21 protein-coding genes are annotated in these 23,167 nt (G+C 63.2%); 15 read left to right on the forward strand and 6 right to left on the reverse strand.

The genetic code is table 11. The annotated features are described in order from the left end of the window. The 12 genes from AC070A_RS21715 to AC070A_RS21770 all read left to right on the forward strand — a co-directional run bounded on the left by AC070A_RS21715 (position 1) and on the right by AC070A_RS21770 (position 14,654). Positions 1–1,014, forward strand: coding sequence for an ABC transporter ATP-binding protein (locus AC070A_RS21715; protein WP_113737389.1), 1,014 nt, complete (start codon positions 1–3; stop codon positions 1,012–1,014). After that, the gene (locus AC070A_RS21720) at positions 1,011–2,027 is read left to right on the forward strand and encodes an oligopeptide/dipeptide ABC transporter ATP-binding protein (RefSeq protein WP_113737390.1); all 1,017 of its coding nucleotides are present in this window, start codon (positions 1,011–1,013) and stop codon (positions 2,025–2,027) included. Before AC070A_RS21715 ends, AC070A_RS21720 begins: the two co-directional genes overlap by 4 nt. Positions 2,028–2,052: 25 nt before the next feature. After that, positions 2,053–3,855 (forward strand): aminopeptidase P family protein, encoded by a 1,803-nt coding sequence (locus tag AC070A_RS21725; RefSeq protein ID WP_057249199.1) that lies wholly within the window; start codon positions 2,053–2,055, stop codon positions 3,853–3,855. A 244-nt stretch (positions 3,856–4,099) separates the two neighbouring features. Beyond that, positions 4,100–4,831, forward strand: coding sequence for a DeoR family transcriptional regulator (locus AC070A_RS21730; RefSeq protein ID WP_057249198.1), 732 nt, complete (start codon positions 4,100–4,102; stop codon positions 4,829–4,831). Positions 4,832–5,009: 178 nt separating this feature from the next. After that, complete coding sequence (deoC, locus tag AC070A_RS21735; RefSeq protein ID WP_112996928.1) at positions 5,010–6,023, forward strand: deoxyribose-phosphate aldolase; 1,014 nt, start codon at positions 5,010–5,012, stop codon at positions 6,021–6,023. A 5-nt stretch (positions 6,024–6,028) separates the two neighbouring features. Next, positions 6,029–8,413, forward strand: a complete 2,385-nt coding sequence (locus AC070A_RS21740) for an aldehyde dehydrogenase family protein (RefSeq protein WP_113132674.1) — start codon at positions 6,029–6,031, stop codon at positions 8,411–8,413. A gap of 135 nt (positions 8,414–8,548) precedes the next feature. Then, positions 8,549–9,001 carry an RbsD/FucU family protein gene (locus AC070A_RS21745; protein WP_057249195.1) on the forward strand — a complete coding sequence of 151 codons (453 nt, stop codon included), beginning with the start codon at positions 8,549–8,551 and terminating at the stop codon, positions 8,999–9,001. A 105-nt stretch (positions 9,002–9,106) separates the two neighbouring features. Next, entirely contained in the window at positions 9,107–10,039 is a 933-nt protein-coding gene (gene rbsK, locus AC070A_RS21750) for a ribokinase (RefSeq protein WP_112996930.1), read from the forward strand. Further along, the gene (locus tag AC070A_RS21755; RefSeq protein ID WP_057249193.1) at positions 10,036–10,911 is read left to right on the forward strand and encodes a carbohydrate ABC transporter permease; all 876 of its coding nucleotides are present in this window, start codon (positions 10,036–10,038) and stop codon (positions 10,909–10,911) included. The genes rbsK and AC070A_RS21755 overlap by 4 nt, the downstream gene beginning before the upstream one ends. Further along, positions 10,908–11,936, forward strand: a complete 1,029-nt coding sequence (locus AC070A_RS21760; RefSeq protein WP_492383910.1) for a carbohydrate ABC transporter permease — start codon at positions 10,908–10,910, stop codon at positions 11,934–11,936. The genes AC070A_RS21755 and AC070A_RS21760 overlap by 4 nt, the downstream gene beginning before the upstream one ends. A 41-nt stretch (positions 11,937–11,977) precedes the next feature. Further along, positions 11,978–13,432: an ABC transporter substrate-binding protein gene (locus tag AC070A_RS21765; RefSeq protein ID WP_112996932.1), complete on the forward strand. Its 1,455-nt coding sequence runs from the start codon at positions 11,978–11,980 to the stop codon at positions 13,430–13,432. Positions 13,433–13,562: 130 nt separating this feature from the next. Then, positions 13,563–14,654 carry an ABC transporter ATP-binding protein gene (locus tag AC070A_RS21770; protein ID WP_492383912.1) on the forward strand — a complete coding sequence of 364 codons (1,092 nt, stop codon included), beginning with the start codon at positions 13,563–13,565 and terminating at the stop codon, positions 14,652–14,654. 39 nt (positions 14,655–14,693) lie between these two features. On the opposite strand, the gene AC070A_RS21775 is transcribed toward AC070A_RS21770, so the two are convergent. From AC070A_RS21775 to AC070A_RS21795, 5 genes are all read right to left on the reverse strand, one after another. Further along, positions 14,694–15,200 (reverse strand): GAF domain-containing protein, encoded by a 507-nt coding sequence (locus AC070A_RS21775; RefSeq protein WP_112996934.1) that lies wholly within the window; start codon positions 15,198–15,200, stop codon positions 14,694–14,696. A 77-nt stretch (positions 15,201–15,277) separates the two neighbouring features. Continuing rightward, positions 15,278–16,018 carry an ABC transporter ATP-binding protein gene (locus AC070A_RS21780; protein ID WP_112997018.1) on the reverse strand — a complete coding sequence of 247 codons (741 nt, stop codon included), beginning with the start codon at positions 16,016–16,018 and terminating at the stop codon, positions 15,278–15,280. Continuing rightward, the gene (locus AC070A_RS21785) at positions 16,015–16,848 is read right to left on the reverse strand and encodes an ABC transporter ATP-binding protein (RefSeq protein WP_425988029.1); all 834 of its coding nucleotides are present in this window, start codon (positions 16,846–16,848) and stop codon (positions 16,015–16,017) included. Before AC070A_RS21785 ends, AC070A_RS21780 begins: the two co-directional genes overlap by 4 nt. Next, positions 16,848–17,753 (reverse strand): ABC transporter permease, encoded by a 906-nt coding sequence (locus tag AC070A_RS21790; protein ID WP_112996935.1) that lies wholly within the window; start codon positions 17,751–17,753, stop codon positions 16,848–16,850. The genes AC070A_RS21785 and AC070A_RS21790 overlap by 1 nt, the downstream gene beginning before the upstream one ends. 11 nt (positions 17,754–17,764) lie before the next feature. Beyond that, positions 17,765–18,757, reverse strand: a complete 993-nt coding sequence (locus AC070A_RS21795) for an ABC transporter permease (RefSeq protein WP_234793047.1) — start codon at positions 18,755–18,757, stop codon at positions 17,765–17,767. A 196-nt stretch (positions 18,758–18,953) separates the two neighbouring features. On the opposite strand from AC070A_RS21795, the gene AC070A_RS21800 reads away from it, so the two are divergent. From AC070A_RS21800 to AC070A_RS21810, 3 genes are all read left to right on the forward strand, one after another. After that, the gene (locus tag AC070A_RS21800; RefSeq protein ID WP_057249186.1) at positions 18,954–19,634 is read left to right on the forward strand and encodes a helix-turn-helix domain-containing protein; all 681 of its coding nucleotides are present in this window, start codon (positions 18,954–18,956) and stop codon (positions 19,632–19,634) included. Positions 19,635–19,644: 10 nt separating this feature from the next. Further along, positions 19,645–21,234, forward strand: a complete 1,590-nt coding sequence (locus AC070A_RS21805) for an ABC transporter substrate-binding protein (RefSeq protein WP_112996937.1) — start codon at positions 19,645–19,647, stop codon at positions 21,232–21,234. A gap of 128 nt (positions 21,235–21,362) precedes the next feature. Further along, complete coding sequence (locus AC070A_RS21810; protein WP_112996938.1) at positions 21,363–21,791, forward strand: OsmC family protein; 429 nt, start codon at positions 21,363–21,365, stop codon at positions 21,789–21,791. A gap of 75 nt (positions 21,792–21,866) precedes the next feature. On the opposite strand, the gene AC070A_RS21815 is transcribed toward AC070A_RS21810, so the two are convergent. Continuing rightward, positions 21,867–23,162, reverse strand: a complete 1,296-nt coding sequence (locus AC070A_RS21815; RefSeq protein WP_058325011.1) for an MFS transporter — start codon at positions 23,160–23,162, stop codon at positions 21,867–21,869. Positions 23,163–23,167: the final 5 nt, after the last annotated feature.

Genomic DNA, 23,167 nt, shown 5'->3' on the forward strand with positions numbered 1-23,167 from the left:
ATGGCAACGCAAGAAAAACCCGTCGTACTCGACGTCCGGCACCTTCGCACCGAGTTCGGAACGCGAGAGCGTCCGCTGGTCGCGGTCGACGATGTCTCTTTCCAGGTGGCGGCGGGTGAGATCCTTGGGCTCGTTGGCGAGTCCGGCTCGGGCAAGAGCATTACGCTCCGCTCGATCCTCGGCATCATCAGACCGCGCGGGCGGGTCGCCGGCGAAATCCTGTGGAACGGCCAAGATCTCGTTCCGCTCTCCGAGGCACAGCTGCGGCGCATCCGTGGCCGCGAGATCGCAATGATCTTTCAGGAGCCGATGTCGTCACTCAACCCGCTGCTGACGGTCGGCCTGCAGATTTCGGAGAACCTCGTCGCCCATACGGACCTCGACGCCAGGCAGAGAAGAGCGCGGGCGATCGAACTCCTCGATCTCGTCGGCATCCCCGCGGCGCGCAATCGTCTCGATGATTTCCCGCACGAGTTCTCCGGCGGCATGCGCCAGCGTGTGATGATCGCCATCGCGCTTGCCTCCAACCCGAAACTGCTGCTGGCCGACGAGCCGACGACAGCGCTTGATGTCACGATCCAGGACCAGATCCTGAGGCTGATCCAGTCGCTCAGCCGCGACCTCGGCATGGCAGTGATCCTCGTCACCCATGACATGGGCGTCGTTGCCGAAACCTGTGACCGCGTCGCCGTGATGTATGGCGGCAGGCTTTGCGAGATCGGGTCGACGGCGGATGTCATCGGCGATGCGCGCCATCCCTATTCGCTGGGGCTGTTGCGCTCGATCCCGCGCGATGTCGCGCCGCGAACGCCGCTCTATTCCATCCCCGGCGCACCGCCGGCGCTGAACGCGCTTCCGCCCGGCTGCGCCTTCAGCGCCCGCTGTCCGGTCGCAGGACGCGAATGTCCGGACCTTCGACCCAAACTCGAAGCGATCGGCACGTCGCGGCAAGTCGCCTGCCATCATCTTGAGGATGCGCAAGCGCATTTCGGACCGCGGGAGGCGGCGCAATGACGACCATTCCGACTTCGGCAGGCACGACGCCCTTGCTTTCGCTTCGCGCGCTGTCGATCCAGTTCGAGAAGCGACGCTCGCTTTCCGACACGCTTGCCCGACGTCCGCAACAGGTCGTCTCGGCGGTCAATGGCATCGATCTCGACGTGATGCCGGGTGAGACGCTGGGCATCGTCGGGGAATCCGGTTGTGGCAAGTCCACGCTCGCGCGCCTGATCGCCGGGCTGCATCGCCCGACGGCCGGCGACATCCTCTTCGAGGGACAAAGCGTCGTCGGCCTCAAGGGGGCGCGGAGGCGGGCCTATAACCGGCGTGTTCAGATGATGTTTCAGGACCCCTACACCTCGCTCAATCCGCGCATGACCGTGCGTGATACACTGCGGGAAGCGATATCCGTGCATCGCATGCGTGAAGGGGCTGCGATCGACCAGCGCGTCGACGAGCTGCTGGACCTTGTCCGGCTGCCCGAAGGGGCCGCCGAAAAATATCCGCATGAATTCTCGGGCGGCCAGCGCCAGCGCATCGGAATCGCCCGCGCGCTCTCGCTGGAGCCTATCTGCCTTGTGGCCGACGAACTGGTTTCGGCCCTAGACGTTTCGGTGCAGGCGCAGGTGGTCAACCTGTTGATCGAGCTTCAGGACGAGCTGGGCCTGACGGTGCTGTTCGTGGCGCATGATCTCCGGCTCGTGCGCCACGTCTCGCACCGCGTCGCCGTCATCTATCTTGGCGCGATCGTCGAGATCGGCCCGTCGGAGGCGCTGTTTTCGAGGCCGATGCATCCCTATTCCAAGGGGTTGCTTGCTGCCGCGCCTTCGCTCGATCCCGACGCAAGACGTCGCGCCCCCGCGCTATCAGGCGAGTTGCCGAGCCCGCTTGCCATCCCGCCGGGCTGCCCGTTCCACGTGCGCTGCCCGCACGCGACCGAGCTCTGCCGTCGCGAAAAGCCGGCGCTGCGTCCGGTCGGTGCCGGCATGACCGCCTGCCATTTCGCCGAGACGATCGGCGACGCCTGAAACTCAATTCGATAAGGAAGACATCATGGATACGAGAGCAAGGCCGGATATCTCCGGCCGGATCGGCGCCCTGCGGCGCAAGCTTGCGGAAACCGGGCTCGACGGCTACGTCGTGCCGCGCTTCGATGAGCATCAGGGCGAATATTGCGCGCCGCACGACAATCGCCTGGCTTTCGTCACCGGGTTCACCGGTTCCGCCGGCGTGGCGATCGTCATGCGCGACCGCGCCGCCATCTTCGTCGATGGCCGCTACCAGGTGCAGGTGCGCGACGAAGTGGATCTCGACACCTTTGCGATCGAGCACTTTTACGATGCTCCGCTCAAGGATTGGCTGAGGAACAACCTGCGCAAGGGCGAGCGTGTCGGCTTCAACGCCATGCTGCTGCCATCGACCTGGGATGCGGACTGCGGCCGTTCGGTCGAGGCGGCAGGTGGCCTTTGGACGCCTGTCGACGACGACCTTGTCGACGCGATCTGGGCCGATCAGCCGGAAAAGCCGCTCGGCAAGATCATGGCCTTTCCGGTTGCCTATTCGGGCGAAAGCGTCGCCGAGAAAAAGCGCCGCATCGCCGCCATGCTCGCGGAGCAGGGGGCGGATCTCCTGGTCGAGGCGCAGCCCGACAATATCGCGTGGTTCCTCAACGTGCGTGGTCGCGACGTTGCCTTCAACCCGATGCCGCAATCTTTCCTGATCTTCGACCGCGCCGGGCAAACCGAATGGCTTGTCGATCACCGCAAGCTGCCGAACGACCTCTCGGATTTCGAACTTGACGATGTCGCGATTGCCGAACCCTCCCAGTTGCTTGAGCGCGTGCGAACGATCGCAGCCGGTCGCACCGCACTGATCGATCCGGGCTTTGCCCCGTCTGCGACGGCTCATGCCACGCGCGCCGCCGGCGGGACTGTACAGCTTGCCCGAAGCCCAATCACGCTTGCCAAGATGCACAAGAACGCGACCGAGCTTGCCGGCTTTCGCGATTGCCACCGTCTCGATGGCGCGGCCTGGATCCGCTTTTTCGTCTGGCTTGAACAAAATGCCGCCGATCGGGATGCGAGCGGCCGGCCGGTGAGCGAACTGGAGGCGGAGGAACGCATCCTCGGTTACCGGCAAATGGAGGAAAGCTTCGTTGAACCGAGCTTCCGATCGATCTCGGCGGCCGACAGCCATGCGGCGATGTGCCATTACGCCGCGACGAGCGAGACCAGTGCGCCGATCGCGAGAGGCGGGATCTATCTGCTCGACAGCGGCGGTCAGTATCTGACGGGCACCACCGACGCGACCCGCACGACCGCGATAGGTCCGGTCAGCGACGAGATCAGGCGTGCCTACACCGCCGTGCTCAAGGGGCTGATCTCCATGGTAACGCTGAAGTTTCCCAAAGGAACCTACGGTCATCAGCTTGACGCCTTCGCCCGTCGTCCCCTGTGGGATCTCGGGCTCGACTATGACCACGGGACTGGTCACGGCGTTGGCCACTTCCTTTCGGTCCATGAACAGCCCCAGCGCTTCGATCGGCGGGTGAACGAGATCGAGCTCAAGCCGGGCATGGTGACGACGATCGAGCCTGGTTACTACAAGGCGGGTGCTTATGGCATCCGCATCGAGAACCAGGTCGAGGTGGTAGACGACGGCGACGGTTTCTTAAGCTTCCGCAGCCTGACTCTGGTTCCGATCGATATGCGGTTGGCCGATGTCGGTCTGTTGACGCAAGCTGAGCGGCAGTGGATCGACGCCTATCACCGGCGTGTTGTGCAGGAGGTGGACGAACTGCTCGACACCGAAACCTTGACCTGGCTGGCGGCGCGAACTGCACCTGTTGGAGGCTGATCTTTAACCGCCTCCCGATCCGTTGTGACCGAGACCATTTGGTGTGACCGAAACCATTCATTCATACGGCGGGCCAGGTGTCCGCCGTTTCGCTTTTTCGACAAGCCACGTACCGCTAAAACCCCTTGGCTGCTTCGCAAGCAATGTAAGTCCCCCTTGCTTGCACATGCCATTTTGTGATAATTTTCACAAATACTGTTCGAGGCCACAGGGCAGCGAAAACGATCCGGACACGGAAGTAACCATGGTCAGCCGCAAGACAGCCCGCATCATCCAGCTCGCCGACGCGCTTTCGGGGCGGAGAGTTCTGCATCTGCGTGACGCTGCGGCCTTGCTTGGCGTCTCGGAAATGACGATCCGCCGCGACGTTGCCGACAATCCCGGTCAGTTCGCCTTTCTCGGGGGGCATATTGTGCCGGCGGGAGAGATTGAGCCCGATACGCCCTATGAACTGGCACGCGAGGCCGACAGCCATGCCGCGGCCAAGCGCGAGGCCTGCGTCCATGCTGCCCGCCACATTTGTCCTGACGAGACCATTTTCATCGATTGCGGCACCACGCTGGAATACCTCGTCGATCTCATTCCGGAAAATTATTCAATAACTGCAGTGTGTTATTCGCTGAACGTGGCGGAGAAGCTGACGCACAAGCCAAATGTGCGGATCGTCATGCTGGGCGGCGTCTATCACCCGTCATCGGCATCCTTCTCTGGCAATTCCGGGCTGGAGACGCTGGATTCGCTCGGTATCAATGTCGCCTTCCTGTCGGCGGCCGGTGTCGATCCGGGCCGTGGTGCCACCTGCGTCCATTTTCACGAAGTATCGGTGAAGCAGAAGGTCATTTCACTTGCCCGCGAGAGCCACCTCGTCATCGACCTCAGCAAGATCGGCAAGCTGAAGCCGGCGTTTTTCGCACCCCTTCATGTCTTTCGCTCTGTCATTACCGAAGAGGGCGAAACCCTGGTGCCGGCGCAGTAATCGCGACCGGATCAAAAATATTACGAATTCGTCAAAATCCGGACGCTTCGCTTGACACCCTCAATATTTGATGGAATAGTCACAAAAAATCGGTAGAAAAATAACAAAATTGACGATCTCCACGGCTGCGCCCTGGGTGTAGAGTTGTGCCGTGACAGGGAGTTCAAGGAGCCATCGCTTGGAAGACCTAGCTGTGAAGTCAGGCGCGTCGAAAGTCGTGCCATCGCCGGCGGCGGGCCATAACTGGCCGCGTAACAACGGCATCGATCTCGATCTTGGGTGGGTGCTGGACCAGCGCGTCAACCTGTCTGCCGCCGAGCGCCGCGTCGCGACGCTGCCGGGCCGCCGGACGGTGAAGAAGGACGCGCAGGCCGCCTGGCTGCTGAAGGCCGTCACCTGTATCGATCTCACCACGCTTAATGGCGACGATACGACGGAGCGCGTCAAGCGCCTCTGCGCCAAGGCGCGGCAGCCCGTGCGCCAGGATATCCTCGATGCGATTGGCATGGGCGGCCGCGGCATCACGACCGGTGCGGTCTGCGTCTATCATCGTTTCGTTTCGACCGCCGTCGAGGCGCTTGACGGTTCGGGCATTCCCGTCGCCGCGGTTTCCACCGGCTTTCCGGCCGGTCTCATTCCGCATGACGTCAAGCTGCGCGAAATCGAAGCGTCCGTCGCCGATGGCGCCAAGGAAATCGACATCGTCATCACCCGCGAGCATGTGCTCACCGGCAACTGGCAGGCGCTCTATGACGAGATGCGTGACTTCCGTGCCGCCTGCGGCGATGCCCATGTGAAGGCCATCCTCGCAACCGGCGATCTGAAGACGCTGCGCAATGTTGCGCGCGCTTCGCTCGTCTGCATGATGGCGGGTGCCGATTTCATCAAGACCTCGACCGGCAAGGAAGGCGTCAACGCCACGCTTCTGGTAACGCTCGTCATGCTGCGCATGATCCGCGCCTATCAGGAACAGACCGGCCTCAAGGTCGGCTACAAGCCGGCCGGCGGCATTTCCGCGGCCAAGGACATCCTGAACTACCAGTTCCTGATGAAGGACGAACTCGGCCGCGAATGGCTCGAGCCGGATCTCTTCCGCATCGGTGCGTCGAGCCTGCTTGCCGACATCGAGCGGCAGCTCGAACACCACGTGACCGGCGCCTACTCGGCCCTCAACCGACACCCGATTGGATGATCCCGATGACTGTCGCAAGGTTTTTTGACGAAATGTCCTATGGTCCAGCGCCCGAAGCCGACACGGAAGCCCGCCAGTGGCTGGCACGCCACAAGGGCGAATTCGGCCACTTCATCAACGGCGCCTTTGTCGCGTCTGCTTCCGGCAAGACCTTCGAGACGAACGAGCCGGCAACCGGCAAGCTTTTGGCGAAAATCGCGCTCGGCGGTTCCAAGGACGTCGACGACGCCGTTGCCGCCGCCCGCAAGGCGCAAGGGCCCTGGGCGAAGCTGCCGGGCCATGCCCGCGCCCGCCATCTCTATGCGCTCGCCCGCATGATCCAGCGCCATGCGCGTCTGATCGCGGTGGTTGAGGCGATCGACAACGGCAAGCCGATCCGCGAAACCCGCGACATCGATATCCCGCTTGCCGCCCGCCACTTTTATCATCACGCCGGCTGGGCGCAGCTGCAGGAAACCGAATTTGCCGACCAGGTGCCGGTCGGCGTCGTCGGCCAGGTCATCCCCTGGAACTTCCCGTTCCTGATGCTCGCCTGGAAGGTCGCGCCGGCTCTGGCGCTCGGCAATACCGTCATCCTGAAGCCGGCGGAATTCACGCCGCTAACGGCGTTGCTCTTCGCTGAACTTGCTGCCGCTGCCGGTCTGCCGGCCGGTGTGCTCAACGTCGTGACCGGCGAAGGCGAGACCGGCGCGCTGATCGTCGAGCATTCGGATATCGACAAGATCGCCTTTACCGGCTCGACCGAGGTCGGCCGCCTCATCCGCGAGCGTACGGCCGGCACCGGCAAGTCGCTGACGCTCGAACTCGGCGGCAAGTCGCCCTTCATCGTCTTTGACGATGCTGATATCGACGGTGCCGTCGAAGGGGTTGTCGATGCCATCTGGTTCAACCAGGGCCAGGTCTGCTGCGCCGGTTCGCGCATCCTCGTGCAGGAAGGCGTGGCACCGCTCTTTTACGAACGCCTGAAGCGCCGCATGCAGACGTTGCGCGTCGGTCACCCGCTCGACAAGGCGATCGACATGGCGGCAATCGTCGCGCCGGTGCAGTTGCAGCGCATTGAAAGCCTGGTCGCCAAGGGCGTCGCCGAAGGAGCAGCCCTGCACCAGCCGTCGATCGAACTGCCGAAGGGTGGCAGCTTCTATCCGCCGACCTTGCTGACCGGCGTGCAGCCGACCTCGATCGTCGCGACCGAAGAGATCTTCGGCCCCGTCGCCGTCTCGATGACCTTCCGCACGCCGGAAGAGGCGATCCAGCTGGCCAACCACACGCGCTACGGCCTTGCCGCCAGCGTCTGGAGCGAGACCATCGGTCTGGCGTTGCATGTTGCGGCGAAGCTTGCTGCCGGCGTCGTCTGGGTCAACGCCACCAATCTCTTCGACGCGTCCGCCGGTTTCGGCGGCAAGCGCGAGTCCGGCTTCGGCCGCGAGGGCGGTCGCGAAGGCTGCTATGAATATCTGAAGCCCAAGGCATGGCTCGGCCGCAAGCTCAGGGCGGCGGTTGCCGAACCGACGCTGAAGCCGGTCGCTGGCGAGTTTGCCATGCCGACCGTCGACCGCACTGCCAAACTCTACATCGGCGGCAAGCAGGCGCGGCCGGACGGCAATTACAATCGCAACGTTCTTTCGCCCAAGGGCAAGGTGCTCGGCGAGGTCGGCGAGGGCAATCGCAAGGATATCCGCAACGCCGTCGTCGCGGCGCAGGCGGCATCCGTCTGGTCCTCGGCAACGACGCACAACCGCGCCCAGATCCTCTATTACATCGCCGAAAACCTCAGCGGTCGCGCCGATGAGTTCGCCGACCGCATCGCTGACATGACCGGTGCCTCGGCCGCCAACGCCAAGGCGGAGGTCGAGGCCTCGATCGCGCGCCTCTTCACCTACGGCGCCTGGGCGGACAAGTACGAAGGTGCCATTCACCAGCCGCCGCTGCGCGGCGTCGCGCTCGCCATGCCCGAAGCCATCGGCGTCGTCGGCGTCATCTGCCCGCCGGAAGCGCCGCTTCTCGGCATGGTCAGCCTCGTAGCGCCGCTGATTGCCGTCGGCAACCGCGTCGTCGTCGTCCCGAGCGAGCCGCATCCCTTGGCTGCGACCGATTTCTACACGGTTCTGGAAACGTCTGACGTTCCGGCCGGCGTGGTCAACATCGTCACCGGTTCGGCGCTTGAGCTGGCAAAGACGCTCGCAAGCCACAACGACGTCGATGCCCTCTGGGCCTTCGGTACGCCGGAGCTATCGACGCAGGTCGAGATGCTTTCGGCCGGTAACCTGAAGCGTACCTTCGTCGACTACGGCAAGGCGACGAACTGGCTCGATCGCGATGCGGCGGAGGGCCCGGCCTATCTGCGTCGCGCGACCGACGTCAAGAACATCTGGATCCCCTACGGCGAGTAAGGGACCCGCCATGCGCGAGGCGGGGGGAGCCGGCTTGCGCGATGGACATTTGAACAGTTGGGGAGACGCGTTTCTCCCGAGAGCGGAAACGCATATGGCGCGGCTGCGACGGCATGGCGCCTGGAGGAGGACTGTATGCTGAAGAATATCGACCCGGCTCTGAACGCTGATGTGCTGCATGCACTCAGATCCATGGGGCACGGGGACACGCTGGTCATATCCGACACCAATTTCCCGTCCGACTCTATCGCCCGCAAGACGACGCTCGGCACGCTGCTGCGGATCGACAATGTCTCGGCGGCGCGTGCGGTCGAAGCGGTGCTTTCCGTGCTGCCGCTCGATACGCCGCTGCAGCCTTCCGCAGGCCGCATGGAGGTCATGGGTGCGCCCGACGAAGTCTTGCCGGTGCAGCAGGAGGTCCAGGCCGTGATCGATAGCGCCGAGGGAAGACCGGCGCCGATGTACGGCATCGAGCGCTTCAAGTTCTACGAGGAAGCAAAAAAGGCCTATTGCGTGATCACCACGGGTGAAACGCGGTTCTACGGCTGCTTCCTCTTCACCAAGGGCGTGATCCCGCCCAAGACCTAAGCGAACCGCCTGCGCGATCGCCGCGCAGTGTTAGACGACACATGAAATCGCGAGAGATTGCCTGGGCACGCCGTTCCTGCGGTGCGGTCGCAGGGGGAGGCTTGAATGAAGGTTGGTGTTTCGATCCTGGGTATCTTCGTGGCCGATACGGCCTATCTGGCGCGGCGCATGCCGGTTGTCGGTGAAACGATTACCGGCAGCGGCTTTTCCGTCGGACCAGGCGGCAAGGGCTCGAACCAGGCGGTTGCCTGCGCCCGAGCCGGCAGCCCGGTTTCCTTCATTTCGAAGCTAGGCCGCGACACCTTCGGCGAGATGGCGCTGCGCACCTATGCCGAAGCCGGCGTGACGCCGAAGATCGTGCAGATGGACGATCTGCCGACGGGGGCTGCCTTCATCTACGTCAACGACCAGAACGGCGAAAACGCCATTATCGTCTATCCGGGTGCTGCAGGCTCGATCGGAGTCGATGACGTCGAAGCCGCTCGGGAAACGATAGAGGCGTCGCGCATCTTCGTGACCCAATTGGAGCAGCCGGTCGCGGCAGCTCAGCGCGCGCTCGAGATCGCGCGCGCCGCCGGCGTCACCACCGTCTTCAATCCGGCTCCGGCCGAACCCTTCCCGGACGCAATCTATCCGCTCTGCGACTATCTCGTGCCGAACGAAACCGAGGCGGCAGCCATCGTCGGCTTTTCGTTGTCCTCCGAGGACGACATTCGTCGCGCTGGTGACGTGCTGCTGAAGAAGGGTGCCGGAACGGCGCTGATCACGCTCGGCGAACGCGGCGTGCTCTATCACAACCACGAGCAGTCGGTGCTGGTGCCGGCGATCGCCAGCGGGCCGGTGATCGACACGACCGGGGCAGGGGATGCTTTTGTCGGCGGCTTCTCTGCAGCGCTGGCGCGGGATCTCGCGCCGGTTGAGGCCGTGCGCTTCGGTTGCGCGACGGCCGGCATCGCGGTTACCCGCCGCGGCACGGCGCCCGCCATGCCGACGCTTGGCGAGATCGAGGCGCTTCTGGCGAGAGGGGCGGCCGCATGACGCGCAACGACCCGATCAAGCACTTCTTCATCTGGCCGGCGCTCCTCATCGTCCTTTTGATCTCGATCTTTCCGCTCGTCTATTCGCTGACGACCAGCTTCATGAGCATGCGGCTCGTGCCGCCGACGCCGGCGCGTTTCGTCGGCTTCGGCAACTACATCGACCTCCTGCAAAACCCGCGCTTCTGGCATGTGGCAGGCACGACGACGCTGATCGCCTTCATCTCCGTCGGGCTGCAATATGTGATCGGTCTCTCGGTGGCGCTGGCACTGAATTCGCGGGTTCCGGGCGAGGGGATCTTCCGAGTGAGTTTCCTGTTGCCGATGCTGGTGGCACCGGTTGCCGTCGCGCTGATTGCCCGCCAGGTGCTCAATCCGACGATGGGGCCGCTCAACGAGCTGATGACTGCGCTCGGATTTCCCAATCTGCCTTTCCTCACGCAGACGAGCTGGGCGCTCGGCTCGATCATCGCCGTCGAGGTCTGGCAGTGGACGCCGTTCGTCATCCTCATGCTGCTTGCCGGGTTGCAGACCCTGCCGGATGATGTCTACGAGGCAGCCGCGCTCGAAAACGCCACGCCCTGGCAGCAGTTTCGCGACATCACCTTTCCGATGCTGTTGCCGATCTCGGTCGCCGTCGTCTTCATCCGCCTGATCGAGAGCTACAAGATCATCGACACGGTCTTCGTCATGACCGGCGGCGGGCCGGGGATTTCGACCGAGACGCTGACGCTCTTTGCCTATCAGGAAGGCTTCAAGAAGTTCAATCTCGGCTACACGTCGGCGCTCTCCTTCCTGTTCCTGATCGTCATCACCGTGATCGGCCTCGTCTATCTCGCGATCCTCAAGCCCTATCTGGAGAAGCACAAATGAGCGTGCGCACTCTCAAGGGAAAACGGCGCTGGCTGGCGCTCGGCGGCTGCCTCGTCTGGCTCGCCATCACCTTCTTTCCGCTCTACTGGGTGCTGATCACCTCGTTCAAGACGCCGATCGCCGTCGTCGGCGGCCCGACCTATCTGCCTTTCGTCGACTTCGAGCCGAGCCTGACAGCCTGGAGCGAGCTACTGTCGGGCCAGCGCGGTCAGTTTTTCAACACCTTCCTGGCGTCGACGATCATCGGTCTTTCGGCATCGATCGCCGCGACATTCATTGGCGCCATGGCGGCCTATGCGCTGGTGCGCTTCACCTTCCGCTTCCGTCTGCTCTCGGCGCTAATCTTCGTGGCGATCGCCTTCGGCGGCTTCCTTGTCGGGCGCCATGTGCTTGGCTACGGCCAGGGGATTTCGCTAATCTACGCCTTTGTCGCAGCGCTTGCGCTTGCGGTGATCTCGAGCCGCTTTCGTCTGCCTGGGCCGGAACTCGGCAACAACGACATCGTTTTCTGGTTCGTCAGTCAGCGCATGTTCCCGCCGATCGTCGCCGCTTTCGCGCTCTACCTGATGTACACGGAGATGGGCAAACTCGGCTTCAAGCTGGTCGACAGCTACATCGGCCTGACCTTCGCCTACATCGCCTTCTCGCTGCCGATCGTCATCTGGCTGATGCGCGACTTCTTCGAGGCGCTGCCGGTCGAAGTCGAGGAAGCGGCGATGGTCGACAACGTGCCGTCCTGGCGGATCTTCTTCGGCATCGTGCTGCCGATGTCGAAGCCGGGGCTGATCGCCACCTTCATGATCACGCTCGCCTTCGTCTGGAACGAGTTTCTCTTCGCGCTGTTCCTGACCAATTCCAAATGGCAGACGCTGCCGATCCTCGTCGCCGGCCAGAATAGCCAGCGCGGCGATGAATGGTGGGCGATCTCCGCTGCCGTTCTCGTTGCCATCATCCCGATGATGGTCATGGCCGGGCTTTTGAGCCGGCTCATGCGCTCCGGCCTGCTACTCGGAGCGATCAAGTAAACCAACCACTTTGGCATGTATTCATTCACAGGGAGGATAGAATGAGGAAATTGCTACTGGCATCTGCATCTCTCGGCGCACTCGCGATGGGGAGCGCGGGAACGGCGCTTGCCTGCGAACCGGACTACACCGGCGTCGAGCTGACGGCAACGACACAGACCGGCCCCTATATCGCCTCGGCGCTGCAACTCGCGGCCAAAGGCTGGGAGGAAAAGACCTGCGGTAAGGTCAAGGTCGTCGAGTTTCCGTGGTCGGAACTCTACCCGAAGATCGTGACGTCGCTGACCTCTGGTGAAGACGCGTTCGACGTGATTGCCTTTGCGCCTGCCTGGGCGCCTGATTTCACCGACTTCCTGTCGGAAATGCCGGCCGACATGCGCAAGGGCGCCGATTGGGAGGATATCGCGCCTGTCTATCGCGAACAGCTGATGGTCTGGAACGGCAAGGTGCTGTCCCAGACGATGGACGGCGACGCCCACACCTACAGCTACCGCATCGATCTCTTTGAGAACGCCGACAACCAGAAGGCGTTCAAGGCGAAGTACGGCTACGACCTGGCGCCGCCGAAGACCTGGAAGCAATATCTCGACATCGCCGAATACTTCAACCAGCCGACCAACAACCTCTGGGGTACGGCCGAAGCCTTCCGTCGCGGCGGCCAGCAGTTCTGGTTCCTGTTCAGCCACGTTGCCGGATATACCAGCCACCCGGACAATCCCGGCGCCATGTTCTTCAATCCGGAGACGATGGACGCCCAGGTCAACAATCCCGGCTGGGTTCGTGGCCTCGAGGAGTACATACGCGCCTCGAAACTCGCGCCGCCGAACGCGCTGAACTTCTCCTTCGGTGAAGTGAACGCCGCCTTCGCCGGCGGGCAAGTGGCGGAATCGATCGGCTGGGGCGATACCGGCGTCATCGGCGCGGACCCGAAGCAGTCTAAGGTCGCGGGCAATGTCGGCTCGGCGCCATTGCCGGGATCGGACGAGATCTGGAATTACAAGACCAAGAAGTGGGACAAGTTCGACCATGTCGTCCAGACCTCGTTCATGGCCTTCGGCGGCTGGCAGGCGGCGGTTCCAGCGACATCGACGAAGCAGGAAGCGGCCTGGAACTATATCCAGTATCTGACGAGCCCGGCCGTCTCCGGCCAGGCGGCAATCACCGGCGGCACCGGGGTCAACCCCTATCGCATCTCGCACACGACGAACCTCGATCTCTGGTCGAAGATCTTCTCCGAGCGCGAAGCGAAGGAATATCTCGGCGCACAGAAGGACGCGGTGACCGCCAAGAACATCGCGCTCGACATGCGCCTGCCCGGCTACTTCTCCTACACGGAAGTGCTGGAGATCGAACTCTCCAAGGCGCTTGCCGGCGAAGTGACGCCGCAACAGGCGCTCGATAGCGTCGCCGAGCAGTGGAACAAGCTGACCGACGAATTCGGCCGTGACAAGCAGCTTGCCGCCTATCGCGCATCGATGGGGCTGCCCCAGGAATAAAGGCAACCGAGGGCCCGCCCCGAGGCAATCGGGGCGGGCCTTTTGATACCGGTGGTCGGTCTTGTTCGGATCGTCCACTCAATGTCCCGGACGCCACGCGCCGGGTACCGTCAGCAGCAAAGGCTTCCGCATGTCACAGGTCCGACTGGAGCAGATCACCAAGTCCTTCGGGAACGTCACCGTCATTCCGCCGCTCGATCTTCAGATCGCCGATCGCGAATTCGTCGTGCTCGTCGGGCCGTCCGGTTGCGGCAAGACGACGACCCTTCGGATGATTGCCGGCCTCGAAACGGCGTCGTCGGGTTCGATCAATATCGGCGACCGCGACGTCACGGAGCTGCGGCCGGGCCTGCGCAATTGCTCGATGGTGTTTCAGAACTACGCGCTCTATCCGCACATGACGGTCGCCGAAAACATCGGCTACGGCATGAAGGTGCGGGGCACGCCCAAGGCCGAGATCGACAAGGCGGTCGCAGACGCGGCGCGAATTCTCAATCTCGGTGCATACCTTGCTCGCAAGCCGAGCGCACTTTCCGGCGGCCAGCGCCAGCGCGTGGCGATCGGCCGAGCGATCGTGCGCCAGCCCGATGTCTTCCTCTTCGACGAGCCGCTGTCAAATCTGGATGCCAAGCTGCGCATCGAAATGCGCACCGAAATCAAACTGTTGCATCGGCGTCTTCAGACAACGGCCGTTTACGTCACGCACGACCAGGTGGAAGCGATGACCATGGCCGACCGCGTCGTCGTCATGAACCAGGGCCGCATCGAACAGGCGGCCGATCCGATTACGCTTTACGAAGCGCCGGCCAATCTCTTCGTCGCCGCCTTCATCGGCGCGCCCAGCATGAATTTCATCGAGGGCCGGCTCGAGCGCGGCGATGGCGGGCTCACATTCAGGGCGGAAGGCGATGTTGCTATTGCGGTTCCGGAGAGCCGCGTGGAAAGGCTTGGTGCCTTGGTCGGCAAGGACGTCGTGCTTGGCATCCGTCCGGAGCATACGATGGCAACGGATGCCGGAGCGCCGACCGTGAAGCTCACTGTGCGGGATGTCGAGCCGCTTGGGCCGCACACGCTGGCGCTCGGCAAGGTGGGGCAAGGCGCCTTCACCGCACAGGTTCACGCAGCTTCACGTATCGGCCCTGACGATCAGATCGAAGTGCCGATCGAGGCGCAAAAGATGCATTTCTTCCTGAAGGAAAGCGGCATGGCGATCGGCCGCTGACGGAGAGGCCGAAGGCGGCGGGGCCTTCGGCCAGCCTTGTTACTTCTGCTCGGCGCGCGCGGCGGCGAGGAATGCGAGCTTCGCCGGCATTTCCAGATGCTTGGAGAGTGCCACGCGTACCGGGGTGTAGTGGTGCTCGACGTCGAGGCAGTTGACCGTGCCGAGCAGTTCGCCGCCGACCACGACCGGAATGTTGGCAACCGAACCGCAGCCGAGCGACCAGATGGTTTCGTGGTCGCCGAAGACCTTGGAGATGTCGACGATGGTGTTGGCGACGAAGGTCTGGTGCGCCTTGTGCACGATGTCGAACCAGCTGTCGTAGCGGATCGGCTTGGTGCCGGAGGTCGGGTATTCCGCGGGGTGCGAGGTGTAGGCGCGGCGGGCGACTTCGTTGACCATGTCGACCGTCATGATGGTGAAAAGCTTGGCGCCGATCACCTGGCGGCAAAGCGTCTGCAGCGCGGTCCATACCGCGTCGGCATCGGTTGTCTTGGCAATCGCCGCGTCGAATTCCGCCAGCGCGGCAGCGATCTGTTCACTGTTCATGCTATGTCCTTGGAGTTACTCGGTATTTTAGAACGGTACGCGAGCGGAGGACCGCGCGCGTCGTTTATCGTCCCGCTCTAGTTGGCATGCGCGGCGCTGATCTGCATCAGCTCACGCGAATAGGGATCCTTGAGGTCGCCGCGCTTGAGATCGGCAACGTCGGCCACTTCGACGATGCGGCCCTGCCGCATGACGGCGAGCCGATCGCAAAGGAACGAGACGACGGCCAGATTGTGGGTGACCATCAGGAAGGTGAGGTTCTGCTCGCGCCTGAGGCGCTTCAGCAGATTAAGAATTTCGGCCTGGACCGAGACGTCGAGCGCCGAGGTCGGCTCGTCGAGCAGCAGCACCTTCGGCTTCAGCATCAGCGCACGAGCAATCGCCACACGCTGGCGCTGGCCGCCCGAAAGCTGGTGCGGGAAGCGGAAGCGGAACTTGCGATCGAGACCGACCGAGGCCATGACTTCCTCGATCCGCGCATTGCGGTCGCCGATGCCATGGATGGTCAAGGCTTCTCCGAGCGTCGCATCGACGGTCTTGCGCGGGTGCAGCGAGCCATAGGGGTCCTGGAACACCATCTGGCACTGGCGCGAGAATGCACGGTCGATGCCGTGGCCGCGGGGCGAGCCGAGCACCGTGATTTCTCCTGACCATTCCGGCGCAAGACCGGCAATCGCCTTCAATACGGTCGATTTGCCCGAACCGCTTTCGCCGACGAGGGCAAAGCTCTCGCCGTCGGCGATGTCGAGATTGACGTCGTGGGTGATCTGCACATCACCATAGGAGATGTCGAGGTTCTTGAGAGAGAGCGCGGTCATGCCTTGGCCCATGCGCTGCGGTCGAGCACCGGCAGCTCGTCCCGTGTTTCATCGAGGCGCGGAATGGAGGCGATCAGCCCGCGCGTATAGGGATGTTTCGCCGCCATCAGCTCACCGGCCTTGCACTCCTCGACCACCTCGCCGGTGTTCATCACGAGGATGCGGTCGCAGTAGCTGGAGACGAGGTTCAGGTCGTGGCTGATGAAGATCAGCCCCATGCCCTTGCGCTTCACCAGTTCGTCGATGATGTCGAGCACCTGCGCCTGCACGGAAACGTCGAGCGCCGAGGTCGGCTCGTCTGCGATCAGCAGGTCCGGCTCGGGGATCAGCATCATCGCGATCATCACCCGTTGCCCCATGCCGCCCGAGACTTCATGCGGATAGAGCCGGGCGACGCGTTCCGGATCGGCGATGCGCACCGATTCCAGCATCGCGAGCATGCGGTTGTTGACCTCACGGCGCGGCAGCTTCTGGTGCGTCAGCAACGCTTCGGCAATCTGCTCGCCGATGGTCATGACCGGGTTTAGCGAGAACTTCGGGTCCTGCATCACCATGGAGATGCGGGCGCCGCGAATGGCGCGCATCTGCCGTTCGGACTGTTTCAAGAGGTCGATGCCGTCGAAGACGAGCTTGTCGGCGGTGACGCGACCCGGCGCCCGGATCAGCTGCAGGATCGAGCGGCCGGTCATTGATTTTCCCGAGCCGCTTTCGCCGACGATGCCCAAGCGCTCGCGGCCGACTGTGAAGGAGATGCCGCGTACCACTTCGAGGTCGCCACGGGGGGTCGGGAAGGTGACGCGCAGCTTTTCGATTTCGAGAAGATTGCTCATCAGCGCTGCTCCCCGCTCTTCGGATCCAGCACGTCGCGCAGGCCATCGCCCAGGAAGCAGAAGCCGAGGCTGACGAGAATGATGGCAAAGCCCGGCATGGTTGCGACCCACCACTGGTCGAGAATGAACGAACGGCCACGTGAGATCATCGCGCCCCATTCGGGAAGCGGCGGCTGGGCGCCAAGACCGATGAAGCCGAGGCCGGCGGCCGTCAGGATGATGCCTGCCATGTCGAGCGTGACGCGGACGATCATCGAGGAGGTGCAGAGCGGCAGCACGTGGCCGAGATTGACGCGCAGGCTCGAAGCGCCGAGTAGCCGCACCGCCGAAATGAACTCGGAGTTCTTGAAGGTCAGCGTCTCTGCACGGGCGACACGGGCGTAGCCCGGCCAGGAGGTGATGGCGATGGCGATGATCGCATTTTCGATGCCGGGGCCGAGGGCCGCGACGAAAGCAAGCGCCAGGATCAGCTTCGGCAGCGACAGGAAGATGTCGGTGATGCCCATGAGGATACGATCGACCCAGCCGCCGAAATAGCCGGCGGCAACGCCGATCACCAGGCCGGCGGGGGCTGCAAGCACGGCAACGAGCGTGACGATCGCAAGCGTGATGCGCGCGCCGTAGACGACGCGGGACCAGATGTCGCGGCCGAGTTCGTCGGTCCCCATCCAGTGGGCGCCACTCGGCGGCAGCAGGCGTTCGCCGAGTGCCTGGCGCAGCGGATCATGGGTGGCGAGCCAAGGCGCGAATAGAGCCGTCAACACCAGGGCCAGGATGATGATAGCGCCGACGACGGCCAGCGGATTGCGCATCAGGGCGCCGAAGATGCGGTAGAAACGCCCGAGGCGCGCCTGCATCGGCGAGGCGGGGCTGTCGTCGATCAGCCAGTCGCGAAGTGTGGTCATGGTCGCCCTCCCTAGCGCGCCCGAGGATCGAGAACGCGGTAGAGCACGTCCGAAATCTTGTTGATACCGATGAAGACCGCGCCGATGACGAGGGTCGAGCCGAGCACGGCCGACATGTCGGCGTTGAGCAGGGCGACGGTCAGGTAGTTGCCGATGCCCGGCCAAGAGAAGATCGTCTCGATCATGACGGAGCCTTCGAGCAGGCCGGCATAGGAAAGGCCGATGACGGTGATCAGCGGCACGCGGATCGGCCGGAAGGCGTGGCGCCAGATGACGAGGCGCTCCGGGACGCCTTTCACCCGGGCGGTGGTGACATATTCCTGGCTCAACTGGTCGAGCATGAAGGAGCGGGTCATGCGGGCGATATAGGCGAGCGAAAAGAAGCCGAGGCAGGAGGCCGGAAGGATCAGGTGCCAGACGGCGTTTCGGAAGATCTCCCATTCGCCGGCGATGATGCTGTCGACAAGGATGAGCCCAGTGATCGGCGTCACCATGCCGTCATAGAAGATGTCGACCCGCCCCGGGCCGCCGACCCATTTCAGTCGCGCATAAAAGACGGCAAGGCCGACAAGGCCGAGCCAGAAGGCGGGCACCGAATAGCCGAGCAGGCCGATGACGCGGATGCCCTGATCGAGCCACGAGCCGCGGCGGGCGGCTGCAAAAACGCCGAGTGGGACGCCGATGAGCACGCCGAGGATGATGCCGAGTGTCGCCATCTCGAGCGTCGCCGGGAAGACGCGGGCAAGGTCTTCGATAACCGGCTTGCCGGTGGAAACCGAGGTGCCAAAATTGCCGGTGGCGACATCGCCGACATAGCTGACGAACTGGGTGATCAGCGGCTGGTCGAGCCCCATTTCCTGACGGACGCGCTCATAGACCGCAACGGGCGCGCGGTCGCCGACGACAGCGAGAACCGGGTCGATCGGCACGATGCGGCCGATGAAGAAGGTGATCGCGAGCAGGCCAAGGAAGGTTATCGCGAGCGTAACCAGGAAGCCCGCCAATGAGCTAAGGCGCTGCCGGCTCCGGCTAGGTCTGGAGGCGCGGCGTACCGGCGTTGCTGCAGTGGTGCTGTCATTTGCCACGTGGCGATTCCATCCCTCTTCGCTTGCGGTCTGTCCTGTCGATACCGCAAAAATTCGCTTGGAGTATATAAATAAGTTTGCTTAAATCAAAAAAATTTTACTGGGGGAGGAGAGCGTGAGCGTTCCGTCGGATGACGAAGCCACGTCCGGGAAAAGCACCGGGGCAGGGCAGCCGAAGGTGGGCGCGCTGGTGCGCGCGCGTCGGCGGCAGATGCATATGACGCTGCAGGCGCTGAGCGATGCGGCGGGCGTTTCCGTCGGTTATCTCAGCCAGATCGAGCGCGATCTCGCCATGCCCTCGCTTGGCACGCTGGCCCAGATTGCCCAGGGGCTCGGCGCCGAGCTCAACCACTTCATCCTCGCCCCGGCGATCGATACCGGCCTCTCGCGCGCCGAGGGGCGCATGGTGTTTTCGGTCGGCGGCTCGCCGGTTTCCTATGAGCGGATCGGCGCCGATTTTGCCGGCAACCAGCTTTCGAGCTTCGTCATCACCATTCCGCCGGGACACCGTTCCGAGGTCTTCAGTCATGAGGGCGAGGAGCTCGTCTACATGCTCGAAGGGGAGATCCTGTTCGGGCTCGACGGCGACGAGACCACGCTTTCCCCGGGCGACGGCCTGCATTTCCGCGGCATCCAGCCTCACTTTTGGTGGAACAAGACCGACAAGCCCGTGCGGCTGATCTGGACCGGCACGCTGCCGCTCTTCCGCTTGCGGGCATCGCAATCCAACGAGACCGGCGCGCCGCAAAAGGCGCTGAAGCCGGCGATGACAAAAACCAAGCCTCATCGAAAATAGGAGAATGATGATGAGAATGTTCAAGGCCGCGGTGTTCGCGGCGTCCCTGATGATGAGCGTAGCGCCGGCGGCGCTCGCCGAAACGCCGGCGGAAGTGCTGGTCGTGGCGCAGAACATCGACGACATCGTCAGCATCGATCCGGCCGAAGCCTACGAGTTTTCTTCGGGCGAATACGTCACCCAGACCTATGACCGCCTGGTGCAGTACGATGCGCCTGATGTGAAGAAGCTGGCGCCGGGCCTTGCCTCCGAATGGACGGCCGACGATGCCGCCAAGACGATCACCTTCACGCTGCGCGATGGGGTCACCTTCACCTCCGGCAACCCGCTGCGCGGCGAAGACGTCGTCTATTCCTTCAAGCGCGTCGTCGTTCTCAACAAGGCGCCTGCCTTCATCCTGACGCAGCTTGGCTGGACGCCTGAAAACATCGACAAGATGGTGACGGCCAACGGCAACAAGGTCACGATCAAGTATGAAGGCGACTTCTCGTCGGCCTTCGTTCTGAACGTTCTCGCCGCCCGCCCGGCTTCGGTCGTCGATGCCGAGACCGTCAAGGCCAATGAGGCCGATGGCGACTTCGGTAATGCGTGGCTCAAGGCCAATTCGGCCGGCACCGGTCCCTTCGTGCTGAAGGCCTTCCGCGCCGGCGAGCTCCTGAACCTGCAGAGCAACCCGAACTATTTCGGTGGCGCTCCGGCAATCAAGGGCGTGATCATCCGTCACGTGGCCGAAGCTGCAACGCAGCAGCTGATGCTGCAGACCGGCGACGTCGACATGGCCAAGAACCTGACGCCGGACCAGGTTTCGGGTCTCGAAGGCAAGGACGGCGTGAAGGTCGAATCCTACCCGCAGGCCGCCGTGCACTTCCTGTCGTTCAACCAGAAGAACGCAGCCCTGCAGCCGGAAGCCGTCTGGGAAGCCGCCCGCTACCTCGTGGACTACAAGGGCATGACCGACAGCTTCCTGAAGGGTCAGATGGAAGTTCACCAGGCCTTCTGGCCGAAGGGCTTCCCGGGCTCGCTCGATGAGACGCCCTACAGCTACGACGTCGAAAAGGCGAAGAAGATCCTCGCTGACGCCGGTATCAAGACGCCGATCAAGGTAACCCTCGACGTCATCAACTCGACGCCGTTTACCGACATGGCACAGTCGCTGCAGGCATCGTTCGCCGAAGCCGGCATCAACTTCGAGATCATCCCGGGCACCGGCAGCCAGGTGATCACTAAGTACCGTGCGCGTACCCACGAAGCCATGCTGCTCTATTGGGGCCCCGACTTCATGGACCCGCATTCGAACGCCAAGGCCTTCGCCTATAACGAAGACAATGCCGACGACAAGTATCAGTCGACGACCACGTGGCGTAACGGCTGGGCCGTGCCGGCCGAACTCAACGAAGCGACCAAGGCAGCACTCAAGGAAGCCGATCCGGCCAAGCGCGATGCGCTCTATGTCGACCTGCAGCGCAAGGTGCAGGAAAAGTCGCCGATCGTGATCATGTTCCAGGCCGCGACCCAGGTTGCAATGAAGGACAAGGTCGAGGGCTACGTCAATGGCGCGACGTCGGACTTCGTGTTCTACCGCCTGGTGAAGAAGAACTGATCGAGCATCGCTCTTGCGCCGTTCTTCAAAGGCGCACATATCAACGCCCTGGGCCTTGCGGCCCGGGGCGACGTGTTTCTGCCGACAACGATGGTGTCGGTTCCGAGAATTCTGGGAAGGTTTGCGAGATGGCGGATGTGAAAGTGAGAACGCGTGAAACCGGTGCAACGGCCGTGGTCGGCAGAACCGGCTTTCCGCATGTGACTTCGGTGACCGGCGGCGAACTCGATATCGTTACCGGCCCGTCGCAGGCGGGTTACGGCCCGCTCGATCTGCTTTACGCCTCGCTCGCAAGCTGCCTGGTCTTGAGCGCCCGCATTGCCGCCAGCCGCTATGGCGTGCTCGACCGGTTGACGGAGGTAAGTGCCAAGGTGACCGGCGAGAAGGCCCATGACGAACCCTCTCGCGTAGCCAAGTTCAACATCGTCTTCGACATCAAAGGCGATTTCGACGATGCGGTCCGTCATGCGATCGCGGAAGCCGCCGAAAACGAGATCTGCACCGTCAGCAACACCATTCGCGGCAATCCGGAATTCGTGACTGAGTTCAGTCACTGACGGTCCAAGGTCTAAACATCAAGGGCGGGTGCCACCGGCAGCCCGCCCTTTTTGCGCACAACTATGGGGAAGAACTCAGGCCGGCTGCGGCACCAGCGCCTCCGGCTGGCGCCGGCCGATCGTCAGGACTAGCAGGGCGGCGACGATGCAGAGCATTCCGGCGGCGATCAGCGCCGGCGCGTAGGTTTCGAGCGACGTCCGGCTTGCGCCAGCGAGGAAGGTCGCACTGGCGGCGCCGAGCTGATGGCCGGTAAAAACCCAGCCGAAGACGAGACCGGCCCGTTCCGGGCCGAAGCGTTCGGCCGAGAGCTTCACGGTCGGCGGAACCGTCGCGACCCAGTCCAGGCCGTAGAAGATCGCGAAGATCGACAGCGTGTAGATGTTGAAGCCGCTGAACGGCAGGAACATCAGCGAGAGACCACGCAGGCCATAGAACCAGAAGAGCAGCCACCGGTTGTCGTAGCGATCCGAAAGCCAGCCGGAGCCGACGGTCCCGATGAGATCGAACACGCCGATCAGCGCCAGGAGGCTGGCCGCGGCGACGGCGGCAATACCCACATCACCGCAGATCGAAACCCAATGGGTCTGGATCAGGCCGTTGGTGCTGAAACCGCAGACGAAGAAGGTGGCGAACAACACCCAGAAGGTGTTGGTCTTCGCGGCGTCGGAAAGCGCCCTGATCGGTGCCATCAGCAGAGCCCCGAAGCTCTTTGCCTTCGGCGCCGCCGGCACCATCTGTTTCGAGCCGAAGGGCGCGAGGCCGAGATCACCAGGGCGATCCTGCATCAGCAACAGGACCAGTGTGAGGGCTGCCATGAGGATGACGATGATCAGCGTCAGTGCCGAGCGCCAGCCGATCGTTTCCGTGAGAGACGCGAGCAGCGGCAGGAACACCAGCTGCCCCGTGGCGTTGCTGGCAGTCATCAGTCCCACGACGAGCCCGCGTCGCTTGTCGAACCAGCGTGTCGCGACCGTCGCGCCGAGAACCAGCGCCGTCATGCCGGTGCCGACGCCCAACACCACGCCCCAGATCGCGACCAGGTGCCAGAGCTCCGTCATGTAGAAGGAGGCGGCGATGCCGGCGATGATCAGGACCAGCGCCGCGGAAACGACCGGGCGTACCCCGAAGTGGTTCATGAACGATGCTGCGAACGGTCCGAGCAGACCGAACAGGCAAAGGCGGATCGCCAGCGCCAGCGAGATCTGGGCATTCGACCAGCCGAACTCGGTTTCAAGCGGCTTGATCAGCACGCCGGCCGAGCCCATCGCTCCCGCAGTCGACAGCATGACCAGGAAGGTGACGGCGGCCACAGCCCAGCCGTAATGGATATTGCGTTTGGCTAGATAACGCGCAAGCGCCGGACCGAGCATAGTCG

It is taken from the genome of Ensifer sp. GW101-20A05, from assembly GCF_059424735.1.

What these genes read in the sequence shown, in the direction of transcription:
- AC070A_RS21715 (WP_113737389.1), top strand. Translation starts at nt 1, where the DNA reads ATGGCAACGCAAGAAAAACCCGTCGTACTCGACGTCCGGCACCTTCGC.
- AC070A_RS21720 (WP_113737390.1), top strand. Translation starts at nt 1,011, where the DNA reads ATGACGACCATTCCGACTTCGGCAGGCACGACGCCCTTGCTTTCGCTT.
- AC070A_RS21725 (WP_057249199.1), top strand. Translation starts at nt 2,053, where the DNA reads ATGGATACGAGAGCAAGGCCGGATATCTCCGGCCGGATCGGCGCCCTG.
- AC070A_RS21730 (WP_057249198.1), top strand. Translation starts at nt 4,100, where the DNA reads ATGGTCAGCCGCAAGACAGCCCGCATCATCCAGCTCGCCGACGCGCTT.
- AC070A_RS21740 (WP_113132674.1), top strand. Translation starts at nt 6,029, where the DNA reads ATGACTGTCGCAAGGTTTTTTGACGAAATGTCCTATGGTCCAGCGCCC.
- AC070A_RS21745 (WP_057249195.1), top strand. Translation starts at nt 8,549, where the DNA reads ATGCTGAAGAATATCGACCCGGCTCTGAACGCTGATGTGCTGCATGCA.
- rbsK (WP_112996930.1), top strand. Translation starts at nt 9,107, where the DNA reads ATGAAGGTTGGTGTTTCGATCCTGGGTATCTTCGTGGCCGATACGGCC.
- AC070A_RS21755 (WP_057249193.1), top strand. Translation starts at nt 10,036, where the DNA reads ATGACGCGCAACGACCCGATCAAGCACTTCTTCATCTGGCCGGCGCTC.
- AC070A_RS21760 (WP_492383910.1), top strand. Translation starts at nt 10,908, where the DNA reads ATGAGCGTGCGCACTCTCAAGGGAAAACGGCGCTGGCTGGCGCTCGGC.
- AC070A_RS21765 (WP_112996932.1), top strand. Translation starts at nt 11,978, where the DNA reads ATGAGGAAATTGCTACTGGCATCTGCATCTCTCGGCGCACTCGCGATG.
- AC070A_RS21770 (WP_492383912.1), top strand. Translation starts at nt 13,563, where the DNA reads ATGTCACAGGTCCGACTGGAGCAGATCACCAAGTCCTTCGGGAACGTC.
- AC070A_RS21775 (WP_112996934.1), bottom strand. Translation starts at nt 15,200, where the DNA reads ATGAACAGTGAACAGATCGCTGCCGCGCTGGCGGAATTCGACGCGGCG.
- AC070A_RS21780 (WP_112997018.1), bottom strand. Translation starts at nt 16,018, where the DNA reads ATGACCGCGCTCTCTCTCAAGAACCTCGACATCTCCTATGGTGATGTG.
- AC070A_RS21785 (WP_425988029.1), bottom strand. Translation starts at nt 16,848, where the DNA reads ATGAGCAATCTTCTCGAAATCGAAAAGCTGCGCGTCACCTTCCCGACC.
- AC070A_RS21790 (WP_112996935.1), bottom strand. Translation starts at nt 17,753, where the DNA reads ATGACCACACTTCGCGACTGGCTGATCGACGACAGCCCCGCCTCGCCG.
- AC070A_RS21805 (WP_112996937.1), top strand. Translation starts at nt 19,645, where the DNA reads ATGAGAATGTTCAAGGCCGCGGTGTTCGCGGCGTCCCTGATGATGAGC.
- AC070A_RS21810 (WP_112996938.1), top strand. Translation starts at nt 21,363, where the DNA reads ATGGCGGATGTGAAAGTGAGAACGCGTGAAACCGGTGCAACGGCCGTG.
- AC070A_RS21815 (WP_058325011.1), bottom strand. Translation starts at nt 23,162, where the DNA reads ATGCTCGGTCCGGCGCTTGCGCGTTATCTAGCCAAACGCAATATCCAT.